Annotated in this window: 21 protein-coding genes and 2 other annotated features; of the genes, 6 read left to right on the forward strand and 15 right to left on the reverse strand. The window is 48.9% G+C overall.

The annotated features are described in order from the left end of the window. Window positions 1-19: 19 nt before the first annotated feature. From ABGV42_RS14745 to ABGV42_RS14780, 8 genes are all read right to left on the reverse strand, one after another. Window positions 20-925: a helix-turn-helix domain-containing protein gene (locus ABGV42_RS14745; protein WP_347382300.1), complete on the reverse strand. Its 906-nt coding sequence runs from the start codon at window positions 923-925 to the stop codon at window positions 20-22. A 380-nt stretch (window positions 926-1,305) separates the two neighbouring features. Next, entirely contained in the window at window positions 1,306-2,937 is a 1,632-nt protein-coding gene (gene groL / locus ABGV42_RS14750) for a chaperonin GroEL (RefSeq protein WP_347382301.1), read from the reverse strand. 71 nt (window positions 2,938-3,008) lie between these two features. Next, window positions 3,009-3,290, reverse strand: coding sequence for a co-chaperone GroES (gene groES, locus ABGV42_RS14755; protein WP_090918205.1), 282 nt, complete (start codon window positions 3,288-3,290; stop codon window positions 3,009-3,011). A 389-nt stretch (window positions 3,291-3,679) separates the two neighbouring features. Continuing rightward, on the reverse strand, window positions 3,680-4,462 hold the full coding sequence (gene tatC / locus ABGV42_RS14760) for a twin-arginine translocase subunit TatC (protein WP_347382302.1): 783 nt from the start codon (window positions 4,460-4,462) through the stop codon (window positions 3,680-3,682). Between the two features lie 77 nt (window positions 4,463-4,539). After that, a complete protein-coding gene (locus ABGV42_RS14765) occupies window positions 4,540-4,794 on the reverse strand; it encodes a twin-arginine translocase TatA/TatE family subunit (protein WP_347382303.1) in 255 nt (84 codons plus the stop codon). Window positions 4,795-4,981: 187 nt separating this feature from the next. After that, window positions 4,982-5,467 carry a MogA/MoaB family molybdenum cofactor biosynthesis protein gene (locus ABGV42_RS14770; protein WP_347382304.1) on the reverse strand — a complete coding sequence of 162 codons (486 nt, stop codon included), beginning with the start codon at window positions 5,465-5,467 and terminating at the stop codon, window positions 4,982-4,984. A 37-nt stretch (window positions 5,468-5,504) separates the two neighbouring features. Then, on the reverse strand, window positions 5,505-6,011 hold the full coding sequence (moaC, locus tag ABGV42_RS14775; protein ID WP_303621385.1) for a cyclic pyranopterin monophosphate synthase MoaC: 507 nt from the start codon (window positions 6,009-6,011) through the stop codon (window positions 5,505-5,507). Window positions 6,012-6,026: 15 nt separating this feature from the next. Further along, complete coding sequence (locus ABGV42_RS14780) at window positions 6,027-6,650, reverse strand: 5-formyltetrahydrofolate cyclo-ligase (protein WP_347382305.1); 624 nt, start codon at window positions 6,648-6,650, stop codon at window positions 6,027-6,029. 279 nt (window positions 6,651-6,929) lie between these two features. Between ABGV42_RS14780 and ABGV42_RS14785 the strand changes: the two genes are divergently transcribed. Next, window positions 6,930-8,885, forward strand: coding sequence for an ABC-F family ATP-binding cassette domain-containing protein (locus ABGV42_RS14785; protein ID WP_347382306.1), 1,956 nt, complete (start codon window positions 6,930-6,932; stop codon window positions 8,883-8,885). Between the two features lie 566 nt (window positions 8,886-9,451). Here the strand turns inward: ABGV42_RS14785 and ABGV42_RS14790 are convergent. The 7 genes from ABGV42_RS14790 to ABGV42_RS14820 all read right to left on the reverse strand — a co-directional run bounded on the left by ABGV42_RS14790 (window position 9,452) and on the right by ABGV42_RS14820 (window position 15,597). Next, window positions 9,452-11,008 carry a 2-isopropylmalate synthase gene (locus ABGV42_RS14790; protein ID WP_347382307.1) on the reverse strand — a complete coding sequence of 519 codons (1,557 nt, stop codon included), beginning with the start codon at window positions 11,006-11,008 and terminating at the stop codon, window positions 9,452-9,454. 185 nt (window positions 11,009-11,193) lie between these two features. Further along, window positions 11,194-11,498 (reverse strand) — a binding site (T-box leader). Window positions 11,499-11,548: 50 nt separating this feature from the next. Beyond that, window positions 11,549-11,907: a binding site (T-box leader), on the reverse strand. A gap of 88 nt (window positions 11,908-11,995) precedes the next feature. Further along, window positions 11,996-13,051 carry a tRNA (adenosine(37)-N6)-threonylcarbamoyltransferase complex transferase subunit TsaD gene (gene tsaD, locus ABGV42_RS14795; RefSeq protein WP_347382308.1) on the reverse strand — a complete coding sequence of 352 codons (1,056 nt, stop codon included), beginning with the start codon at window positions 13,049-13,051 and terminating at the stop codon, window positions 11,996-11,998. Then, window positions 13,048-13,560 (reverse strand): ribosomal protein S18-alanine N-acetyltransferase, encoded by a 513-nt coding sequence (rimI, locus tag ABGV42_RS14800; protein WP_431523650.1) that lies wholly within the window; start codon window positions 13,558-13,560, stop codon window positions 13,048-13,050. The genes tsaD and rimI overlap by 4 nt, the downstream gene beginning before the upstream one ends. Before the next feature lie 27 nt (window positions 13,561-13,587). Beyond that, on the reverse strand, window positions 13,588-14,439 hold the full coding sequence (gene tsaB, locus ABGV42_RS14805; RefSeq protein ID WP_431523651.1) for a tRNA (adenosine(37)-N6)-threonylcarbamoyltransferase complex dimerization subunit type 1 TsaB: 852 nt from the start codon (window positions 14,437-14,439) through the stop codon (window positions 13,588-13,590). Beyond that, a complete protein-coding gene (tsaE, locus tag ABGV42_RS14810) occupies window positions 14,439-14,924 on the reverse strand; it encodes a tRNA (adenosine(37)-N6)-threonylcarbamoyltransferase complex ATPase subunit type 1 TsaE (RefSeq protein WP_347382311.1) in 486 nt (161 codons plus the stop codon). Before tsaE ends, tsaB begins: the two co-directional genes overlap by 1 nt. A gap of 195 nt (window positions 14,925-15,119) precedes the next feature. After that, the gene (locus ABGV42_RS14815) at window positions 15,120-15,296 is read right to left on the reverse strand and encodes an H-type small acid-soluble spore protein (protein WP_095289132.1); all 177 of its coding nucleotides are present in this window, start codon (window positions 15,294-15,296) and stop codon (window positions 15,120-15,122) included. Between the two features lie 4 nt (window positions 15,297-15,300). Beyond that, entirely contained in the window at window positions 15,301-15,597 is a 297-nt protein-coding gene (locus ABGV42_RS14820; RefSeq protein WP_347382312.1) for a hypothetical protein, read from the reverse strand. Between the two features lie 194 nt (window positions 15,598-15,791). On the opposite strand from ABGV42_RS14820, the gene ABGV42_RS14825 reads away from it, so the two are divergent. The 5 genes from ABGV42_RS14825 (at window position 15,792) to ABGV42_RS14845 (ending at window position 20,891) form a co-directional block, all read left to right on the forward strand. Continuing rightward, entirely contained in the window at window positions 15,792-16,700 is a 909-nt protein-coding gene (locus ABGV42_RS14825) for a Ku protein (RefSeq protein WP_347382313.1), read from the forward strand. Window positions 16,701-16,977: 277 nt separating this feature from the next. Further along, the gene (locus ABGV42_RS14830) at window positions 16,978-17,847 is read left to right on the forward strand and encodes a VOC family protein (RefSeq protein WP_347383250.1); all 870 of its coding nucleotides are present in this window, start codon (window positions 16,978-16,980) and stop codon (window positions 17,845-17,847) included. A 175-nt stretch (window positions 17,848-18,022) separates the two neighbouring features. Beyond that, window positions 18,023-19,120, forward strand: a complete 1,098-nt coding sequence (locus ABGV42_RS14835) for a GerAB/ArcD/ProY family transporter (RefSeq protein ID WP_347382314.1) — start codon at window positions 18,023-18,025, stop codon at window positions 19,118-19,120. Between the two features lie 64 nt (window positions 19,121-19,184). After that, on the forward strand, window positions 19,185-19,742 hold the full coding sequence (locus ABGV42_RS14840) for a hypothetical protein (protein WP_347382315.1): 558 nt from the start codon (window positions 19,185-19,187) through the stop codon (window positions 19,740-19,742). 219 nt (window positions 19,743-19,961) lie between these two features. Beyond that, window positions 19,962-20,891: a site-specific integrase gene (locus ABGV42_RS14845; RefSeq protein WP_347382316.1), complete on the forward strand. Its 930-nt coding sequence runs from the start codon at window positions 19,962-19,964 to the stop codon at window positions 20,889-20,891. Window positions 20,892-20,991: the final 100 nt, after the last annotated feature.

The following is a 20,991-nucleotide window of genomic DNA, read 5'->3' on the forward strand; positions in this document are numbered from 1 at the left end:
TCTCCTTTATTTTAAATTCTCACGTATCCAGTATAAACGAAGGCTCGTCTGTTCTATTGTACAATTCGGACAACATCCGGCGATGCTCGTTGGCAGCGGTCAGCGGCGTTTCTCCATACAACTTGCGAAATTGCCGAATCAGATGCGCCTGGTCGAAGAATCCATGATTCTGAGCCAGTGCCGCCCAGTCTGTACGATGCTCCTGATGAATATCTCTCAGAACACGATGAAATCGAACCACCTCGCTAAACCGTTTGGGGCTGATCCCAACCCATTCACCGAACTTGCGATGCAGCTGCCGTTCACTGACAACCTCACAGCTGGCCAGTTCTTTCACACTCATTTGTCCACCATTAACAAAGATCCGGTGCATGGCGTTTTTCATCAAATCTTTCTCGTATGTACTTCCATCACCGGATAATAGGCACAAATACGTCTCCATGACTTGTACCCTCTCTTCAAAATGTTCCGTCCCAGCCATCCGTTCGCGAAGCTCGTCAATCTTTACCGGCCAACATTCCTCCAAGGGGATGCGTCTGTCCGTGAAGGATTCTAGCGGCAAACCATGAAAGTGGCGTGCTCCACCGGGGAAAAATCGAACACCAAAGGTGTAGTCTGCGGGCGGATGGACATCCATACACACAGGAATGGCAAACGGCTCCGTATAATTGCCACAGTAGGCAAAAGAATGCTGCTGACGAAATGCATCGTATGTTATCAGGATATCCGTACAACCATCAGGTAATACTCTGCCGGGTACACTCTCTACGAGGTTACAACCAGCATAAGAAGTCGTTCCCGATTCCCAGAAGCAAGCGATATAGGCTGTCATCGGGTGAGACGGTGGTTGTTCTATGTAATAGGTGTGTACATCGGTCCCATTCATCTGGATCGGCCTGAATAACGGGTGCAGCCTGGCGTCCACCGAAAACTCCCCTCCCAAACGTAAGGATAACTATTTCAATCATCTATTTCTTTCTATATCATATCATCTGTAGAATAATTTAGGAAAAAAAGTGCCCTACCGGAGGAGAATCCGATAGGACCAATCACACATCTATTTAACACGAGAAGGGGTTTACAAGATTGATATTACCTTCGCCACCTTAAATGAATCTGAAATTGAGATGAAAGGTATATCAAATTTCTAGAATGAACCGTAAGCAACCTCCCCATCCTGATGTTATAGAACGAAACAAAAAGACCCCAAAAGAAGTCACTTGTTCAAGTGCACATCTCTCGGGGCCTTCTTCTACTCATGGATATGAGTTGCTAGATGTATGACAAAGGTTGTTAAACCTTAGCTTACATCATGCCGCCCATTCCACCCATGCCGCTCATATCAGGAGCGCCAGCAGCGCCTGCAGGTTCTGGCTTGTCAGCGATAACCGCTTCAGTCGTCAAGAACATAGCTGCTACGGAAGCTGCGTTTTGCAGCGCATAGCGAGTTACTTTCGCAGGGTCAACGATACCTGCTTCAATCATGTTTACCCATTCGCCAGTAGCGGCGTTGAAGCCTACGCCCACTTGTTCTTTTTTCAGACGTTCCACGATGACGGAACCTTCTTCGCCAGCGTTAGCAGCGATCGTACGGATTGGTGCTTCCAGTGCTTTCAGCACGATGTTCACACCAGTTTGCTCGTCACCGGACAGAGCTACACCAGCAACAGCTTGATATACGTTCAGGAGCGCAGTACCACCACCGGATACGATACCTTCTTCAACCGCAGCGCGAGTTGCATTCAGGGCATCTTCGATACGCAGTTTGCGTTCTTTCAATTCAGTTTCAGTAGCCGCACCGACTTTGATTACCGCTACGCCGCCGGACAATTTAGCCAGACGCTCTTGCAGTTTCTCTTTGTCGAACTCGGAAGTTGTTTCTTCCAGTTGCGTACGGATTTGGCTAACACGTGCATCGATATCGGATTTGTTGCCAGCACCGTCAACGATGATTGTGTTTTCTTTGGTTACACGGATTTGACGAGCTGTACCCAGTTGTTCCACAACAGCGGATTTCAGGTCCAGACCCAGTTCTTCCGTGATCACTTGGCCACCAGTGAGGGCAGCGATATCTTGCAGCATCGCTTTACGACGGTCACCAAAGCCAGGAGCTTTAACCGCTACAGCGTTGAAAGTACCACGCAGTTTGTTCACAACCAGCATCGCCAGTGCTTCGCCTTCGATATCTTCAGCGATCAAAACGAGTGGTTTGCCTTGTTGTACGATTTTCTCAAGCAATGGCAGGATGTCCTGTGTGCTGGAGATTTTTTTGTCTGTGATCAGGATGTACGGGTTGTCCAGAACAGCTTCCATTTTGTCCGTATCCGTGATCATGTATGGAGAGATGTAACCGCGGTCGAATTGCATACCTTCAACCACTTCCAGCTCCGTTGCGAATCCACGGGATTCTTCAACCGTGATAACGCCGTCTTTACCCACTTTTTCCATAGCTTCAGCGATCAGTTCGCCTACTTCTTCGTCAGCTGCAGAGATAGCTGCAACTTGTGCGATGGATTGTTTAGTTTCAACTGGTTTGGAGATGGATTGCAGTTCAGCAACCGCAGCTTTAACCGCTTTGTCGATCCCTTTACGGATACCGATTGGGCTAGCGCCTGCAGTTACGTTTTTCAGACCTTCTGTAATCAGCGCTTGAGCGAGTACAGTCGCTGTTGTTGTACCGTCACCGGCAACATCGTTTGTTTTGGTTGCTACTTCTTTAACCAGTTGTGCACCCATGTTCTCGAATGCATCTTCCAGTTCGATTTCTTTAGCGATGGTTACACCGTCATTCGTGATGAGCGGGCTTCCGAATTTTTTCTCCAAAACCACGTTACGGCCTTTAGGACCGAGTGTTACTTTTACTGCGTTAGCCAATGCATCCACACCGCGAAGCATGGAGCGACGAGCGTCTTCACTAAATTTAATGTCTTTAGCCATGGTAAGAAAACCTCCCTAGTATATTGTAAATTGATATTCCTATATGGTTCGGTTAACCGATTAAATTTGAATTAGTCGAGAATCGCGTGGATATCGCTCTCTTTCATAATCAAATATTCTTTACCTTCGAATTTGATTTCTGTTCCGGCATATTTGGAGAAGATTACGCGATCTCCTTCTTTCACTTCCAGAGCTACACGTACGCCGTCTTTCAGTGCGCCCGCTCCAACGGCAATAATTTTGCCCTCTTGCGGTTTTTCTTTAGCAGAGTCCGGAAGTACGATCCCGAAAGAAGTTGTTTGCTCTTGCTCCAGTGGTTCTACCAATACGCGTTCACCTAAAGGTCTGATCATGAAAAATAGCCTCCTTTTGAAATTATATAACGTTGCTTTGTAGGTTGTAGCCATATGTATTAGCACTCGACAGTGTTCAGTGCTAACAACCAACTTTATGATACTCAACTTGAAGCATGATTTCAAGTCCTTTTGAAGAATTCATGCGAGAATTTACGCTGCATTAACATCTGGACACCGAAATGACGCGCTCAGCACCGGATCGCATGCTGAACAACCTTTTTTCCAAGCAACCCATGAGCTCTAGCCGCATCCCTAAACAGCCCTTCACCATTGTATCCATTGCTGGACAAAATATGCCTGCCTGTCCAGTAGGTCTCTCCATAATCCGGTACACCGATGAAATCTTTTTTTGAAACCTATAAGAATAAGAGCACAGGAAGGTCCTTTTAACCTGCGCTCTGCTCATTCTCTGCACGTACATATCTGGCCTCTGCCGCTTCATCGGCCGCAAGCTGCTTGCGGTATACAATGGCAGACAGAAACACACTGATTTCATATAACAGGAGTAAAGGAATCATGACAAGCAGATCGGATATGAAATCCGGCGGCGTCACGACAACTGCGATGAAGATCAGGACAAAATAAGCAACCCGCCGCATCTTCCGAAGACGAATCGGATTCAATATCCGGAGCCCTGTCAGAAACATGATGAGCAGCGGAAGCTCGAATAACAGCGATACCGGCAGCACAATTCCAAACAGAAAACTGAAATACTGTTTCATCCCATAGGTCTCCACAAGCCCCATCTTCTCCGTGATTGTGGTGGTGAAGGCGAGTGCCATCGGAAATACAACATAGTACGCAAAGGCCAGTCCAACCAAAAATAACAGAAATACATAAGGTACATACTTCAGTGTCGCTTTCCGTTCACGGGGCCGCAGGCCTGGACTCACAAACTTCCAGATCTGAAACACCGTAAAGGGCAGCGTAATAATTAATGAAAACAGACCGGCAATCTTCATATAGATCCCTATTCCATCCCAGAAGGAAAAGGCATGCAGCACAAACCCCTGAGCCGATTCCGCCTTCGTCAAATACCGGTACACCGGATCTGCTACGAAGAATCCTGCCACCAGGCCCAGCACAAAAACGCTCAACACATAGATCAGCCGCTTGCGCAGCTCACTCAAATGTTCCGTAATGGTCATTTCTTCATTCTGCTGCGTCATTCCTGCCCTCCATTGTTGCCAGCTTAAAATACAAAACCCTTCCGGCAGGAAGGGATTTCTCATTCGTTGCCGTCAGGTTACTCCGGCAGACGCTTGTCTGCAGGCTTGTGGGCGGACTCAGGCTCACTATCCACTGCCAGCGGCTTGGCTTTCTCCTGCTCTTTGCGTTTGGACGAATCATCCTCAGAGATGATTTCACGTGCGCCTTCTTTGAATTCACGGAAGGTACGTCCGACAGCACGTCCCAGTTCCGGCAGCTTGTTGGGTCCAAACAACAACAAAGCGATCACGGCCAGCAATATAAAACCTGTTGGTCCAATGGAACTTAACATTGATATTCCTCCTCGTCTCAAGCTTCGAAGATGCGTACACTTGGCCCTACACTCATAGATGCCTCTGCTGTATTTTACAATTAAGTCCATCATACCACAGATGTAACCACTTACATAACCCGCAAAATCAACTAAGGAGTATAAAAGAACCGATTTTAAATTCTGCTGCTTTTCTGGTGCATTGCCGTTATTGCTTGAATTGTCCAGTAACCATCAGGAGCGCTTCGGGAAGCTGATCCATGATCGCCGCCAGATGCTCATGCACACCCTTCGGCGTACCCGGCAAATTAACAATCAGCGTACGTCCACGAATACCGCACACGCCGCGGAACAGCATGGCGGAACGATTCCTGCTCATGACGCTGTATCTCATTGCTTCTGCCATTCCTGGAACTTCACGTTCAATAACCCGACGCGTGGCTTCCGGCGTAATATCGCGAATCGCCAGCTCCGTACCCCCGGTCGTTAATACCAGGTCTGCATGAAAATAGTCTGTCATCTCAATCAAGGCCGCAATAATCTCATCGGGTTCATCCGGAACGATGCGGTATTCCACGATCTCCCCACCCAGTTCTTCTTCCACTAGCTCCCGGATTACTTGTGCACTCGTATCCTCACGTTCCCCGCGGGCCCCTTTGTCGCTGGCTGTCAGGATTGCTGTTCTCCACACCATAAAGATCACCCTTCTCCTCTATGAAAATAAATGTCCCTTATCGGTTGAAATCACCATTTTTGCCACCACTTTTGGATTGCAGCATCGTTGGTCCGATAATCATGTCTTTTTGCAATGCTTTGCACATGTCATAGATCGTCAGTGCCGCTGCCGAAGCCGCCGTGAGCGCCTCCATCTCGACACCGGTTTTGCCTTCTGTTTTGACAGTGACCTGAATTGATAATTCATCCAGGCCGTTATCCTCAAAACGAATATCCACACCATTCAGTGCCAGCGGATGGCACATCGGAATCCAATCAGACGTTTTCTTGGCGCCTTGGATTCCCGCAATTTGAGCCACGGCGAGGACATCGCCCTTCCCGATCCGCCCCTCCCGAATCGCTTCCAGCGTGGAGGGGTTCATCGTTACTTTGGATACGGCCACTGCCGTACGTACTGTCACTTCCTTGCCCGAAATATCCACCATACGGGCACGTCCCTGCTCGTTAAAATGTGTCAGCTTGCCTTCACTGGAATCCGATCCATTCCTCGCATTGGAGTTCAATACCATCACAACCCTTTATTCGATATGTAGTATACCTTCGGTTGTCATCAACAGATCCATACGCAGATCAAACGGGTCCATCGGAATTTCAGCCTGCAGTTGTCCCGGCAAGACGAGCGCAGCGAGAAGCGGCCTTTTCCCCGCCTTGTGACACTCCGCTTCAAGCATTTCAGCAAATCGGTCATAATAACCGCCACCATAACCGATTCGTCCGCCATGAAGATCATATCCAAGGCCTGGTACAATGACGAGATCAATATCCGGCCATTCCTCACGCTGAAGCACCTCACAGGTGTCTTTGGGTTCAGGGATTCCCCATACGCCAGGCTCTATATCCTGCTCTCCGGCCACCCGTCTTAATTCCATACGGGCCGGATTCGCCAGTACCTTTGGTGCGAACATCCTGTCGCCGTGTTTCCAACCATCCTCAAACAGAAAGGTCGTGGAGGCTTCGCTTCTATAAGACAAGTAGCTGAAGATTGTCAATCTCTGCTTGTCCTGCCGAAGTCGCTGCAGCTCCTGTTTAGCCACAAGGCTAACTTCCCTCATGGCATGCTGACGAATTGCCTCATCCATCAGATCACGACTCTTCATCAGTCTGGAACGAAGCTGGCTTTTGGGTTCCGTCCGGTCCTGCATGTTCCTGAATAACCTCCTGTTGATGTGGAAGGTAGTAAAAAAGCGTCCATTCAAAACAAATTATATGTTAAGACCAGTTGTCGTCTCGTTGAAAAAAATAAAATGAGTGATTTTCTGCAAAATCCTCATATATTCACATGTCTTCTTTCAGTTTATCATTGATTGAGCAAAAAGACTACACGCCGGGGCGCTCGTTATCGGTGCATTTGATCAGTATTTCATGTAAACTGGAATGTAGTTGAGTAATCAAGAACTGGACCTATGGAGGAACTTAATTATATGCTGCTGCAAGTATCCGGAATTATTAAACGTTATGGTGTCGATCCGATTCTGGACGGCGTGAACCTACAAATATTAGAACGTGAGCGCATCGGACTCGTGGGCGTGAACGGTGCGGGGAAATCCACCCTGCTCAAAATCATTGCGGGCGAAATGTCCTATGACGGCGGACAAATTTTCAAATCCAAAGAGACAACCCTAGGTTATCTCGCCCAGAACAGTGGTCTGCAATCCGACCGCTCCATCTGGGAGGAGATGATGCATGTTTTCTCTCACCTGACCCAGACTGAGGCTGAACTGCGGAAGATGGAACAGGATATTGCCGATCCGGCCCAGATGGAGGACGAGAAAAAGTATGCGGACCTGCTTGAACGCTACGCGCAGCGATCGGACTGGTTCAAGGACCATGGCGGTTATGCGATGGAAACACGCATCCGCAGCGTCCTGCACGGAATGGGCTTTGGCGAGTTTTCACCCGATACTCCGATTGCTACCCTAAGCGGCGGACAAAAGACACGTCTTGCACTTGCCCGCATCCTACTTCAGGCACCTGACCTGCTCATGCTGGATGAGCCTACCAACTATCTAGACATTCCGACCCTAACCTGGCTGGAAGATTATCTAAGAGGTTATTCAGGGGCACTGCTCGTTGTATCCCATGACCGGTATTTCCTTGATCGGCTGGTGACCACCATTGTGGAGATCGAACGGCACCGCTCCAAAAAGTACACAGGGAACTACAGCCGTTATATGGAGCTGAAGGCTGCCGAGTATGAGAGTCAGATGAAACAGTATGAGAAACAGCAGGATGAGATCGCCAAGATGGAGGACTTTGTACAGAAAAACATTGTACGTGCATCCACGACAAAGCGTGCCCAGAGCCGCCGTAAAGCGCTGGACAAGATGGAACGTTTGGACAAGCCGATGGGTGACTTGAAGAAAGCTCACTTTTCTTTTGAGACAGCTGTCATGTCGGGTAAGGAAGTGCTTCGTGTGGACGATCTTTCCGTCGCATACGATGAAGCTTCGCCATTATTTCGCAATGTCTCCTTTGATCTTAGACGCGGGGAAACGGTAGCCTTGATCGGACCGAACGGGATCGGGAAATCCACAATGCTGAAGTGTCTCACCGGAAGCCTGCGTCCGGTAAGCGGCCAGATCCAGTGGGGAACCAAGGTGCAGATCGGGTATTATGATCAGGAGCAAACGGGACTAAACCCCAACAATACGGTTCTGGAAGAGCTCTGGAGCGCATATCCCGGCATGGAGGAAGCAAGAATTCGCACCGTGCTTGGCAACTTCTTATTCAGCGGAGACGATGTACTCAAAAAGATCTCCTCGCTGAGCGGCGGTGAGAAGGCTCGTGTCTCCCTCTCCAAGCTCATGCTGAAGGAAGCCAATATGCTGATTCTTGATGAGCCTACCAACCATCTCGACCTTTTCGCCAAAGAAGTGCTGGAAGCTGCACTAATGGACTATGAGGGCACACTGCTGTTCATCTCTCATGACCGGTATTTCCTGAACAAGATGGCTGAACGTATCGTGGAGCTGCATCCTGGAGGAACAGAGCATTATCTCGGTAACTATGATGATTATATTGAGAAGAAGCAGGAGCTTGAGGACATCGCACGCGAAGCCGCAGAAGCAGCTCTCTCTTCCTCTAAACGGTCTGTGAAACCGGATCAGGAACCAACCGAAAAATCCGGAGCCGCTTCATTCGAAGCAGACAAACAGGCCAAGCGTGAAGAGCGTAACCGGCAGCGGAAACAGGAAGCACTGGAACAGCAAATTGCCAAGCTGGAAACGGAAATTACAGAACTTGAAGCCCAGATGGCCCTGCCAGAGGTGTATCAGGATTACATGAGGCTGCAGGAGCTTCAGGAAGACACGGAAGCGCGGAAGCTGCAGCTGTCCAAAGCGTACGAAGATTGGGAAGTCCTCGCGCTGGAATCTTGACCTCTCGTTCACCAGCACACGTTTCAAACCACAAGTGCAAGCCAAGATAATAAAAAGCAAATTAGTAAAAGCCGATTCCTTGACGGAACCGGCTTTTTTGTTGAATTTGAATCACATCAGGGATTAATTTAGAGTTTTCGCATTTGTCAAATTTACTCGAATTGCGAAAAATATTTTTGCTCTACTCCTTTTCACATTTATCCACAGAAAAGCAAGATAGCAAGCAGTACACTTAAGTTAATTATACAGCGGTAGAATCGCATTTTATAGGAAAAACCATATTTATCCACCAAGTTATCCACGTTATCCACAAGTTTGTGGATATAACACCTGTACACTATCCCCTAAAACCTTTTATTTTCGAAAACATTGCTGGATTGGCTTTGGTATAGTTACCCACAAATTATCCTGAATATGTGTATAACTATAATCACATCTTGACAGATCGCTTTTTACTCCTTTAGATTATCTCACATAATCAGACAAAAGCAGACCCTCAGAACTAAGGTCTGCTTTTCGAATTCCGATGAGCCACTTCATTCTTTGTCTTGCGCATTCACCCTTTTCTATACGTGTACCGATTTGTCGCTTTCCGCGGACTCTGCCTTGAGTCCCGCAGCATTACATGCCGCCACATAAGCAAGACCTGCAGCCATAACAATATCATTGTGCGTAGCTGTCCCTCTGAATTCTCGTCCTGCACGTTCCACCGCAACAGCCGCCTCGGCTGTCGCCTCTTCTCCTCCGCTCAGCGCATGGATTTCCATGTCCACGAAGGTGATATCATCCGAGATGCTTTGACCAATCGCACGAATGGCCGCTTCTACCGGTCCGCTGCCAACTGCAGAATACGTCTGTTCACCCGTACCTGTCCGGATCCGAACAGCTGCCATCCGATCCGTCATGCTGCCTGCCGTTACCTGCAGTTCAACCAGCTCATAATCCTGCGCAGGGATGTTCATCGTCTGGCTGACCATTTGCAGCAACTGATCGTCACTGACCACTTTTTGCTTGTCGGCCGTTTCCTTGAATACTTCGTACAACTGTTCCATTTGCTGCTCATCCGGTTCGAAGCCGTATTTGCGAACACGGTCTTTCAGAGCATGACGACCGGAATGCTTACCCAGAATAATCATGCTGCGCGGGATACCCAGTGCTTCAGGATCCATGATTTCATAAGTGTTCCGATTCTTCAGCAGTCCATCCTGATGAATTCCCGATTCATGCTGAAACGCATTGCGTCCAACAACCGGCTTGTTATAGGCAATCGGGAAGTGCATGGCCCGGCTGATCTGGCGAGAAGTCTCGTATAGCTGATTCAGTTTGATATTGGTTGTGGCACCGATGGCATCCCCGCGTGTCTCCAGTGCCATGATCAGCTCCTCCAATGCACAGTTTCCTGTACGCTCGCCGATTCCGTTGATTGTTACTTCGATCTGGGAAGCCCCATTCGCGATCGCAGCCAAACTGTTGGCCACCGCAAGTCCCAGATCATTATGACAGTGAGCACTATACCTTACTTGATCGCCGCCTCTTGCACCCTCGCGGACACGACGGAACATCTCTCCGTATTCATGCGGCAGCGCGTAACCGACGGTATCCGGCAGATTGATGATGCTGGCCCCGGCTTCAATAGCCACCTCAATCATCTCGATCAGGTTATCCATCTTCGTCCGGGCTGCATCCATCGCAGTGAATTCCACAATATCGGTAAACTGGCGTGCATAGGACACCATCTCCCGTGCAGTAGCGACAACCTCGCTGCGCGGACGACGTAATTGGTGCTCAATATGGATATCCGACGATGAGATGAACAGGTGAATCCGGCGGCGAGCAGCATCAGCGGTTGCTTTTACTGCGGCGTCAATGTCTCCTTTGACCGCACGGGCAAATCCGCAGATTTCCACGTTTTGCAGTTGTCTGGATATCGCCTGAACCGCCGCGAACTCACCTGGGCTGGAGATCGGGAATCCAGGCTCAATGACGTCAATACCAAGCGCAGCCAGTTGGTGAGCCAGTTCAATTTTTTGTTCCGGCTGCAGACTGGCTCCCGGAGCCTGTTCTCCATCACGCAGCGTAGTATCAAAAATCTCAATCTTCCGTTTATTTATTTCCGTTGTCATTATACTCATCCTCCATCAATTTCAATGTATGTGTATTCCGTGATAAACATTATCTATGCTGTTTTTTTCTTGCCTGGGTGCACGTCGACTTGCACTCCTGGATTCAATACCTACTCATATTCCAAATCGATGCTCTACCCTACCCTTTTGCTGCCGGCAGCAAAACAAATAACCCGCCATCTCATCTAAGAGACGGCGGGTTATATCCCCTCCGCGGTACCACTCTCGCTTGACGATCCCGGCTTGCGCCGTCATCATCCACCTCGTCGTCTCCAGGCTCACCACCGCTACGCTGTTCATGGCGCTGCTTAGTGGAGCATTCTGGAGAAACACCCGATAACGGGGGTCAACCGTTGCTGTGTACACAGGACTTCTTGTTTCCACAGCTCCGTTCCCGGGCGAGATTCAAACGATTCCACCCACTGCGTCGCACCACCCCGCAGCTCTCTGAGCGCTTCATCGTTTTACTGCTCCCGTTCATTACATTTATCGTATGTACCTTTTTTTCAATCAAAAAAGCCTGCCATCTCTCGCAATATTGCAAGAGACGACAGGCTGTAACCATCGCGGTACCACTCTTGTTGACTTTCCATTCTCCTAAGACAGCTTCCGTAATGCGTCCACACGGATCTGTTTCCTCAAGGATGAAAAATCCCCTTAGTTATTGCCGAGCTCTGACCTAACATTCAGGTCATCCACACGACAACGGCCCAATCACGGAGGCAACCCGTAACGATGTACTTTCTCACGACCTGTTCGGTCTTCGGACCTCCTGGGGAGTTTCCGCGTTCCATCGTTCCGCTTCCAGGCGAGTTTCAGGTTTCCTTCGACTGCGTTGCACCACCCCACAGCTCTCTATGACCCGGATTTACCTTACTATTCCTGTTCATTGCGTTTTTCAGTTCAGGACTTCAATATCCTGTTTAAATTTGTAACTAATATACATTCTTCACATGCTGCTGTCAACTCTTAAATTCAAACGTCTGACTAAACAGATTGAACAGACCACGCCTCCAAGGATAACCCTGGATCTGCCTTGGCATCAAATTCCGAGATTTCACCCCGCTGCCATTTCAGATAAGCGGCAGCTCCGATCATCGCTGCATTATCCGTGCAGTACTCCATCGGAGGAATCAGCAATTCGAGCCCTTCCTTGGCACAACGCTCCTGCAATGCCGAGCGTAAACCGCGGTTAGCCGCAACGCCTCCGCACAGAAGCAGCTGGCGTGATCCGTATTCGCGAACGGCCCGTACGGCTTTCTCCACCAACACTTCCACAACAGCTTCCTGGAAGCCGCGTGCAACAGCAGATGGTTCCAGCGTTTCTCCACGCATTTTGGCCTGATTGAGCGCATTCAGTACAGCAGATTTCAATCCACTGAGACTAAAATCGTAAGAACCGGCTTCCAGCCATACCCGAGGTAACGGCACAACCTGCTCTGCTTCAGATGCCATCCGGTCCACATGAGGCCCCCCCGGATACGGGCACCCCAGGGCACGTGCTACCTTGTCATATGCTTCGCCTACGGCATCATCCCGCGTACGGCCAATCAGTTTGAACTTACCCTCGGATTCCATATGCACAAGCTCCGTGTGTCCGCCAGACACAACCAGAGCCATCGCAGGATATTGCAATTCATGTGTAAGCCGGTTGGCATAGATATGGCCAGCAATATGATGCGTGCCAATCAGCGGTTTGCCCAGAGCCATGGCAAGCGTTTTGGCCGCAACGATACCCACCAGCAATGCACCCACCAGTCCGGGTCCCTGCGTCACGGCGATCGCGCTCAGGTCTCTTGGACGGATACCGGATTGTTCAATCGCCTGCTCCATCATCAAGGTGATCACCTCAACATGCTTACGCGAAGCGACCTCTGGCACAACTCCGCCAAACGCCTTATGTGTCTCAATCTGGCTCGAGATCAGGTTGGACAGCACTTCTTGTCCATCCTTGACCACAGCAACCGATGTTTCATCACAGCTTGTCTCCACCGCCAAAATATAGGATGGAGCCGATTGTTGTTGTTCACTCAGTTCGTTCATGAATCCGTTACGCTTCCTTCCTCTTCGCCGCTCCGGCCTGCAGGCGGCAAATTCGCCCACATAATCATCGCATCCTCCTGATTGTCGGAGTAATACCCTTTGCGAAGACCTGCCGATTCAAACCCTTTTTTCTCATACAAACGCTGGGCAACCAGGTTCGATACCCTCACTTCCAGCGTCATTCGCTCCATGCCAAGATATGCCGCTGTTCTCATAAGCTCATCCAGCAGCTTTTCGCCAAGCTTGCGACCCCGGTAGGCCTCTCTTACCGCGATGTTTGTAATATGAGCCTCATCCATAATGGTCCACATCCCGGCATACCCAATAGCCTTGCCTTCCAGTTCCATGACCATATATTTGGCAAAATGATTATTCGTTAATTCGTTTCGAAATGCTTCTTCCGTCCAGGGCATCGTAAATGCCTCATGTTCAATAACCATGACATCCGGAATATCATTCAATGTCATAAGTCTGAACTGAAGTGCTGCATCCTGTCCGTAACCTTCCATATCGTCCATCCGCTCGCCACCCTTCCATCAGCCTTTGCGCAGTAGATTGGCTTCCGCCTCGGCAAGCTGGGTGTAGTTCGGCACCAGCGCGTGCACATCGTCGCGCTGCCCTGCAAGCAGCGCTTCGGCGCCAAGGCGCCCGATCCAGCGGCCCTCCAGCTCATAGGGAACGAGCTGGAGCGCCGTTCCTTCAGGGCAGCGGAACTCAGCCGCTGCTGCCGCGTGTGGGCCCGTCTCGCCGACGATCCAGACGGCTGCGGGCCGCTCTTCCGGCGCCGCCTCTGCCACGCGGGCGGCGAGGGCTTCCAGCCATCCGTCCATCAGGCGGATGGCGTCTGGCGCAAGCCGCCGGGGCGCATCGCTCCCGGCGGAGGCAAACAGCGCGGTGTAAGCCTGACCGCGCCGTGCATCCACGAGCGGAACGATCCAGTGGACAGGGGCAGCACCTGTGCCGCCCTGGTCCGCGGATGGCGTTCCGCCAGCCCCACCTGCGGTAGGTTCATCTGCCGCAGCTTCAGCCTTGGCCGCGAGGCCGCGGTGCCAGCCGCCCCAGGCCATCGCCTGCAGGCTGGACACCCCGGCAACGGGGATGTCCCATGCCCAGGCGAGTGTCTTCGCCGCCGTTACCGCAATGCGGATACCTGTGTATGAGCCTGGGCCGATCCCTACGGCAATGCCGTCCAGCTGGCCAGGCGCCGTGCCGCTGGCTGCCAGCAGCTGCTCCATTACAGGCACCACGTGCACGGAGTGGTTCCGTTCGGCACGTTCATTACGCTCCTCCAGCAAGGCGTGATCTTCCATCACCGAGGCTGCCATCACCGCGGTGGACGTATCCAACGCCAAAAACCGCTGACGCGGCTTATTTTGCAAATCTTCCATCATCCATTGACTCCATTCTGTCTGAACTGCCGGCACATGGCGGCATAAGTCTCACCGTATCCATCCAGCGTAATCATGCGATCCTCCGGACCGGTTGTTTCGATCTGTACATGCAAATGGTCTTCGGGCAACAGCTCGGGAATGATACTGGACCATTCCACCAGACTGACTCCCGCTCCATAGAAGTATTCATCCAGTCCAAGCTCGTCCGCTTCTTCCAGTGAAATACGATACACATCCATGTGATATAAAGGCAAACGCCCTTCATATTCCTTGATTAACGTAAACGTGGGACTGTTCACCACTTCACGTATACCCAAATGCCAGGCAAACTTCTGTGAAAATGCCGTTTTGCCCGCGCCCAAATCACCGTCAAGTGCAATCACCATTCCGGCAATTGCCTGTTCAGCAAGTGCGGACGCAAGCGCCTCTGTATCTGCAATGCCATGGGACTCAAACACCCATTGCTCATGCGTTTTGTTCAATATACGCCCCACCTTTGGCGGTCAGCCGCCTGAGTTCACTTTGAACCTTATTATATCGGTCCCTTTCTTCCCCCGCAAGCATCGGGGATGGACAGCAAAAGCGATACGGGTCGTCATAAAGTCAAATAAACCGGCACCTGACGGCACCGGCCTTCCTAAGACATCTTGTTATCTAACAGTACCTTCGCTAACTTTCTACTCCTCCAGGCGGTCCACACGAACCGTCTGTGTATTACCGGGATTGCTGCCTACCTGAACCGTTGCCATCCCGTTAGCTTCATCCACATGTTCGATCCATACCGGATCCCCCTCAAGGGTAACAGCGATGGTATCTTTTGAATCGTAAATCGCCTTGGCCCGTTTTGCATCCATCATTTTATTCATACTCTCCTTCCGGATCATCATGTGGTTCACGAATCATCGTGTCCGTTGTACTTTCACCAATAAACCCGTTATCCTCGGTAACCTGACCTCCACCTAGCCCTTCATTCACCATTCGGTCAATGTCGAGCATGAATGACTCCCGGTCTAGCGGCAGCTTTTCAGAAGTTACCGCTTCCCAGTTCACCGCTGCAGCGGGCGTATGAAATTCTTCGGAACCCTCTGCCTCGGCAATGGGGTATGGAGAAAAGGCATGCTTGTGTGCTTCTTCTTCATCCCTACTGTTCTTCATTTCGGCACCTCCCAGCTTGTTCAATATCATTCACTTCCTGACTCACATGCTTATGACCATACGATGTTCGAGCATGTTTCTGTTATCATCCCCCAGTCAGCCTGAACCATACGAATTCATCCTGTAAGCGATTATCCAAGCACCGAGATGCCCATACTACATAATAAAAAGGTACCTCGGAAAGGAGCCGACTCATGCATACGGTCTGGAAAGGTGCAATCAGCTTCGGTCTCGTGCATGTCCCTGTCAAAATGTTCTCGGCTACCGAAGACAAAGACATCTCCATGCGATATATCCATAAAGTCTGCGGCAGCCCGCTCGCTTATGTGCGTCAATGTCCTTCCTGTGAAGTGGATGTGAAGTGGGAAGAAATTACCAAAGGTTATGAATACGAAAAAGGAAAATTTGTGCTCTTCGAAAAAGACGAGCTGGAGGCCCTGAATGATTCGGCCAGCAAGACCATCACCATTCTGGATTTTGTGGACTTGACGGAGATTGATCCCATCTATTTTCAAAAAACATATTACCTCTCTCCCGATCAGGCCGGCGGTAACGCTTATCAGCTGCTGATGACAGCCATGCGGGATACAGGCAAAATCGGCATCGCCAAGGTCTCCATTCGTTCCAAAAGCAGCCTTGCTGCCATTCGGGTACTGGAGGATTGCCTCTCCATGGAAACCATCTTCTATCCGGATGAGATTCGTCCGGTCTCACAAGTACCAAACTTGCCGGAAGCTCAAAATGTCAATGACAAGGAATTGACGATGGCGAAGCTGCTGATCGATCAACTGTCCACCCCTTTTGAACCCGGCAAATATACAGACGATTACCGCAATAAACTGCTGGATCTCATCAATCACAAAGTTGCGGGTGAAGAGATCAAGATTGCGCCGGCTAAACCGGAAGCCAATGTCATGGATCTGATGGCAGCCCTTCAAGCCAGCATTGAGGCAGTCAAGCCCATCCCTGCTGACCCGGGAACAACAACGGCCAAACCCAAGAAACGTGCTCCCAAAAAGACAACTGTGCAAGCCGTGGTCGGAGGCGATACCGAAGCAGCTCCAGCCAAAAAGAAAAGAGCAGCTTCTAAGCCCAAAACATAACAAACATAAATTTATGTACGACACAACCCATCCGGCTCCGATAGCCGGATTTTTGTTTTTAGGGGCTTTCCCGTTCGCTAGTTTAGGATTGCTTGCAATGTGAAAATACAATTGACGAAAGAAGATTTATATTTTATATTAACTTATAAAAAGTAACTTATTTATAATTATAAAGTTTAGCCTATAGGAACGAAGCAAAAATGAACTAACAACCGATACTTTCATGCCATTTAGATGAGATAATCTCAAACCCATTTAATTTTAGGAGGAAATCATGATGACTACCCCATACCAAATCCCTGCAACGACTCACTTGGGTGAAGTAAGCCTGCGAATCAGCAACCTGGATCGATCCATTCAATTTTACACCGAGGTGGTTGGACTTCAATTATTGGAACGTCGGGATAAGGTGGCAACGTTGACCGCTGACGGCAAAACGTCGCTGCTGCGCCTAGAAGAACGGACGGATGCGGTGACTCTGCCTGTACGCTCGCATGCGGGCTTGTACCATTTTGCCATTCTGCTGCCTGACCGCAAATCCCTCGGACTTGCACTGCGTAACCTTGCAGCCTCCGGCATTGAGATCGGTCAGGGAGATCACCTGGTAAGTGAAGCATTCTATATTTCGGACCCGGACCAGAACGGCATCGAAATTTACGCTGACCGTCCGCGTGATACCTGGAGACGTGACACAGACAACAACTACATTATGGCAAGCGATCCGGTGGATGTGCAGAGTTTGTTTGACATCTCGGAGAATGAGCCATGGAATGGCCTTCCGGCCGGAACGGTTATTGGTCATGTACACTTTCATGTACGCAGCCTGGAAGAATCCCGCCGCTTCTACACAGGTGTGCTCGGTTTTGACGTCGTTGGCAATTTTGCGGGCATGTCGGCTTTGTTCGTCTCCGCAGGTGGATATCACCACCATATCGGCCTGAATATCTGGGCTGGTACAGGCGCTCCTGCAAATCCGAACCATGCTACGGGAATTGACTACTTTACCATTGTGTATGCTGGACAGGAACAATTGCAGCAAGCTCTGAAACAATTGCGCGAGGAAGGTGCCGCTCTCGAAGAACAGGGGGGTCGGTGGTTTACTATCGATCCGCAGAACATCCGTATCCAGCTGATTACAGCAGAATAAACGCGTTATCCCATCATTTCTAGATCCATTCCATACCAAGGAAGCTCGGACAGTATACATCTCTTTCCCCTTTGCTGAGAGATGATGCCATATCCGGGCTTTTTCTTATTATAAATTTGGTGAATTTGGCACACCCTAACTTAATATCTAGCCCGACAGACGAAGGAGAACCGACATGGTTGAAAAGGGACGTTTGACTGTAAGGCAGCTTGCCACCTTACTGTTCCTCTGTACAATTGGTGAACAAATTCTTGTATTCCCTGCCATGATTACTTCTTTCGCCCACGAAGACGCCTGGATATCCGCGTTACTGGGCGTTGCAGGCGGGATGGGGATTTTGTCCATTATGCTCATTGCCTATAAGCTGCACCCCAAACTCAATCTGATTGAAAATGTTCTTCGAACATTTGGTCCCTGGATCGGAGCCTTCTTCAGTTGCTTTTATTTGTTTTATTTTCTGATCAGTACATCCACATTCGTCAGGGAGATTGGCGATTTCATGTCTACCCAGATCCTGCCTGAATCGCCTCTCTTGGTTGTGCACCTGCTCTTTGTTTGCTCCCTCGTATGGGGACTTATATGCGGCCTTGAGTGTATAGCCAGGAGTGCAGAGCTTTTGCTTCCTTTGATCGTCTTGTTTTTGCTTATACTGACGGTTTGTCTATTCCCTCACGTGAAGTTGGATAACATCCAGCCTGTTCTTGCCCAAGGCTTTGCCGCTCCATTTCGAGGCTTTATCGCCGTATTGACTTATCCTTATTGTGAATTGTGCATCTTCATGATGCTGTTCCCGTACACCAAGAAGGAGCCTCATTTGCAGAAAGATATTCTTCTGGCTGGACTCATTGGCGGCCTGATGCTGACACTGACGCTGACCATTTGTCTTCTTGTCATGGGGCCCTTCATGACGCAGCATCACTGGTTTGCCTCGTTTCAGCTGTCGCAAAAGATTAACATAGGCAACTTCCTGCAGCGGATTGAAGCCTTCATGGCATCGGTCTGGATTATTGCCGTTTTTTTCAAAAGCATTCTGTTCTTCTACAGCTTTATCCTGGGGGTTACCCACCTGTTCCGACTTTCCAGCTACCGTTCGCTTATCCTGCCTGCTGCACTTTTGATTTTGGCCATGTCCATTCTGGTCGCTCCGGATGAAGTTTTTTATCTTAAAGTGATTATTCCATATTGGATCAACTGGGATCTTACGTGCGGCATCGCAATCCCTGTGCTGCTCATTTTGGTACATAAATGGAAGTCTCATCTGTCAAAAATATAACGATCCACCCGGTAAGCAGTTTAACCAGGTTGCTCAATACCTCCACCCGAAAGGAGACCCTGTCATGTTCACACCTCTGATTCCCTTTGAACCCATATCTCGAGACCACATTCCAAACGGATCCAACTGGATTGCCCAAGTGAAATGGGATGGCGTTCGCATGCTGGCCTACGAGGATGGTAATGAGCTAAGGCTCATTAATCGCAGACTGCATGACCGGACGGTTCAGTATCCGGAGCTGGTCTCTGACCGGAATCTGTGCAGCGTTCCCTCCTACATTCTGGATGGCGAAGTAATTGCGCTGGATCCGGAAACGGGAAAACCGTCTTTTTACCATGTGCTACGCCGGGATCGCATGAGTAAACCGGACGGAATTGCCCAGGCGATGTACCGGATTCCGGTGACTTATATGGTTTTTGACATTTTGTACTGTGATGGAAAATGGGTCACCGATCAACCGCTAGCAGAACGCCAGCGCCTGCTGCACCGCGTTCTCAATCCGGGCTCACACGTTCAGGAGGTGACTAACACCTCCGATGCGGCTTCCTTGCTCACGGTTATGAGACAGCATCAGATGGAGGGTATTGTCTGCAGTATCTATATAACTTTGTTACAAAAATAAATTGTACATAATTAGTCCAAGAGAATGCCTGTGGTACAAGGCATTCTTTATTTTATTAGTAGCCCTTTACTGTACACCCATTCTCTCTACTTTTTATATCAAAAGTCGGGAACTTAATGCTGAATTCGCTTATAAATTTGTACAAATACCTGAATGGTTTTGTTAAGATATGGTATATAACCGAAGCTAATGTCTAATTCAAAAAATGGAGGAGGGAATATGATCTCTGAGCTCATGCCTTTCAAGAAGAAAATTAGGTATCGATTTCGTGCTGATTCAATCTGGATTGATTGGGAGCGTAACAGTAAAAAGCAACTTGCTATGATCTGTGTCTCCGATGTTATAAACAACACGGATACGCTTCACCCATTAACAGACTTTATCTATAAAAACTGGAGATACAATTCGTATAACACTCAACGAAAACATGCTGTTAATGTTATTGCATTCTTGAATTATTTATTGGAGGAAAATCGATCGTTTGAATTCAAATCACTTACTGATCTTAATGTTATTCATGGTGATAGTTACTTAAATGAATTAAGTAAACGAGGAAACAGCAGAACAAGCATTAAAAGTGTAGATCGTACGCTTAATACTTTCTACCGTTATTTATACAAGAATGAATGCCTTCCCAACGTTACCCCAAATGCATTTGAGACATATCATAATCAATTCGGTGAAGAAGTTCAGATCTCTATATTTAGGAATGTGATTTTACCATCAACAGCAAGCTCTCCATTAGAGCACACCTTCCCCTCTCACTATATCCCTTTATTATTTGAAACAGCAATTATAGTGGCCAAACCCATTGTCCTTGGCTTGTATTTCCAAATATTCGGAGGACTAAGAGTTGGTGAAGTGGTCAATATCACAAGGTTAGGTGTGAGATATCGATTAGATGGTGAAGTTGTGTTATTAAACATAAGGGAGAGACAATTACGAACGGATATTAAAGATTCTGATGGAGCTAACTTTGTAAAAAAAGAAAGAAAACAACAAGTGTTCATCTATAAAGATTGGTTCGATAGTATCTATAGTGATCACCTTGAGTTGTTTAGAAGCACAGATGGTTCAGATGCTCTCTTCGTTAACCGTGATGGAAAGGCCATGTCCGCAAAAAGTTACAGACAATACTTTAATAAATGACGGATTGTAATATGAAGTGCGACACCCTACTGAAATAAAAAAATGGCTCACAGCCTGATTCGTGTAGAATGAAAGTTACCACACCAGCATTCACACAAGG

The organism is Paenibacillus pabuli, assembly GCF_039831995.1.
In the GTDB taxonomy this organism is placed as follows: Bacteria; Bacillota; Bacilli; order Paenibacillales; family Paenibacillaceae; genus Paenibacillus; species Paenibacillus pabuli_C.

Coding starts and splice junctions, on each gene's coding strand:
- groES (WP_090918205.1), bottom strand. CDS start 3,290: ATGATCAGACCTTTAGGTGAACGCGTATTGGTAGAACCACTGGAGCAA.
- ABGV42_RS14815 (WP_095289132.1), bottom strand. CDS start 15,296: ATGGATGCAAAACGGGCCAAGGCGATTTACGATTCAAAAGATACCATC.
- ABGV42_RS14840 (WP_347382315.1), top strand. CDS start 19,185: ATGTTCACACCTCTGATTCCCTTTGAACCCATATCTCGAGACCACATT.
- ABGV42_RS14845 (WP_347382316.1), top strand. CDS start 19,962: ATGATCTCTGAGCTCATGCCTTTCAAGAAGAAAATTAGGTATCGATTT.
- ABGV42_RS14780 (WP_347382305.1), bottom strand. CDS start 6,650: ATGCAGGACCGGACGGAACCCAAAAGCCAGCTTCGTTCCAGACTGATG.
- ABGV42_RS14790 (WP_347382307.1), bottom strand. CDS start 11,008: ATGACAACGGAAATAAATAAACGGAAGATTGAGATTTTTGATACTACG.
- ABGV42_RS14770 (WP_347382304.1), bottom strand. CDS start 5,467: ATGGTGTGGAGAACAGCAATCCTGACAGCCAGCGACAAAGGGGCCCGC.
- ABGV42_RS14765 (WP_347382303.1), bottom strand. CDS start 4,794: ATGTTAAGTTCCATTGGACCAACAGGTTTTATATTGCTGGCCGTGATC.
- tsaD (WP_347382308.1), bottom strand. CDS start 13,051: ATGAACGAACTGAGTGAACAACAACAATCGGCTCCATCCTATATTTTG.
- tatC (WP_347382302.1), bottom strand. CDS start 4,462: ATGACGCAGCAGAATGAAGAAATGACCATTACGGAACATTTGAGTGAG.
- rimI (WP_431523650.1), bottom strand. CDS start 13,560: ATGGAAGGTTACGGACAGGATGCAGCACTTCAGTTCAGACTTATGACA.
- ABGV42_RS14825 (WP_347382313.1), top strand. CDS start 15,792: ATGCATACGGTCTGGAAAGGTGCAATCAGCTTCGGTCTCGTGCATGTC.
- tsaB (WP_431523651.1), bottom strand. CDS start 14,439: ATGGAAGATTTGCAAAATAAGCCGCGTCAGCGGTTTTTGGCGTTGGAT.
- ABGV42_RS14785 (WP_347382306.1), top strand. CDS start 6,930: ATGCTGCTGCAAGTATCCGGAATTATTAAACGTTATGGTGTCGATCCG.
- ABGV42_RS14820 (WP_347382312.1), bottom strand. CDS start 15,597: ATGAAGAACAGTAGGGATGAAGAAGAAGCACACAAGCATGCCTTTTCT.
- ABGV42_RS14835 (WP_347382314.1), top strand. CDS start 18,023: ATGGTTGAAAAGGGACGTTTGACTGTAAGGCAGCTTGCCACCTTACTG.
- groL (WP_347382301.1), bottom strand. CDS start 2,937: ATGGCTAAAGACATTAAATTTAGTGAAGACGCTCGTCGCTCCATGCTT.
- ABGV42_RS14830 (WP_347383250.1), top strand. CDS start 16,978: ATGACTACCCCATACCAAATCCCTGCAACGACTCACTTGGGTGAAGTA.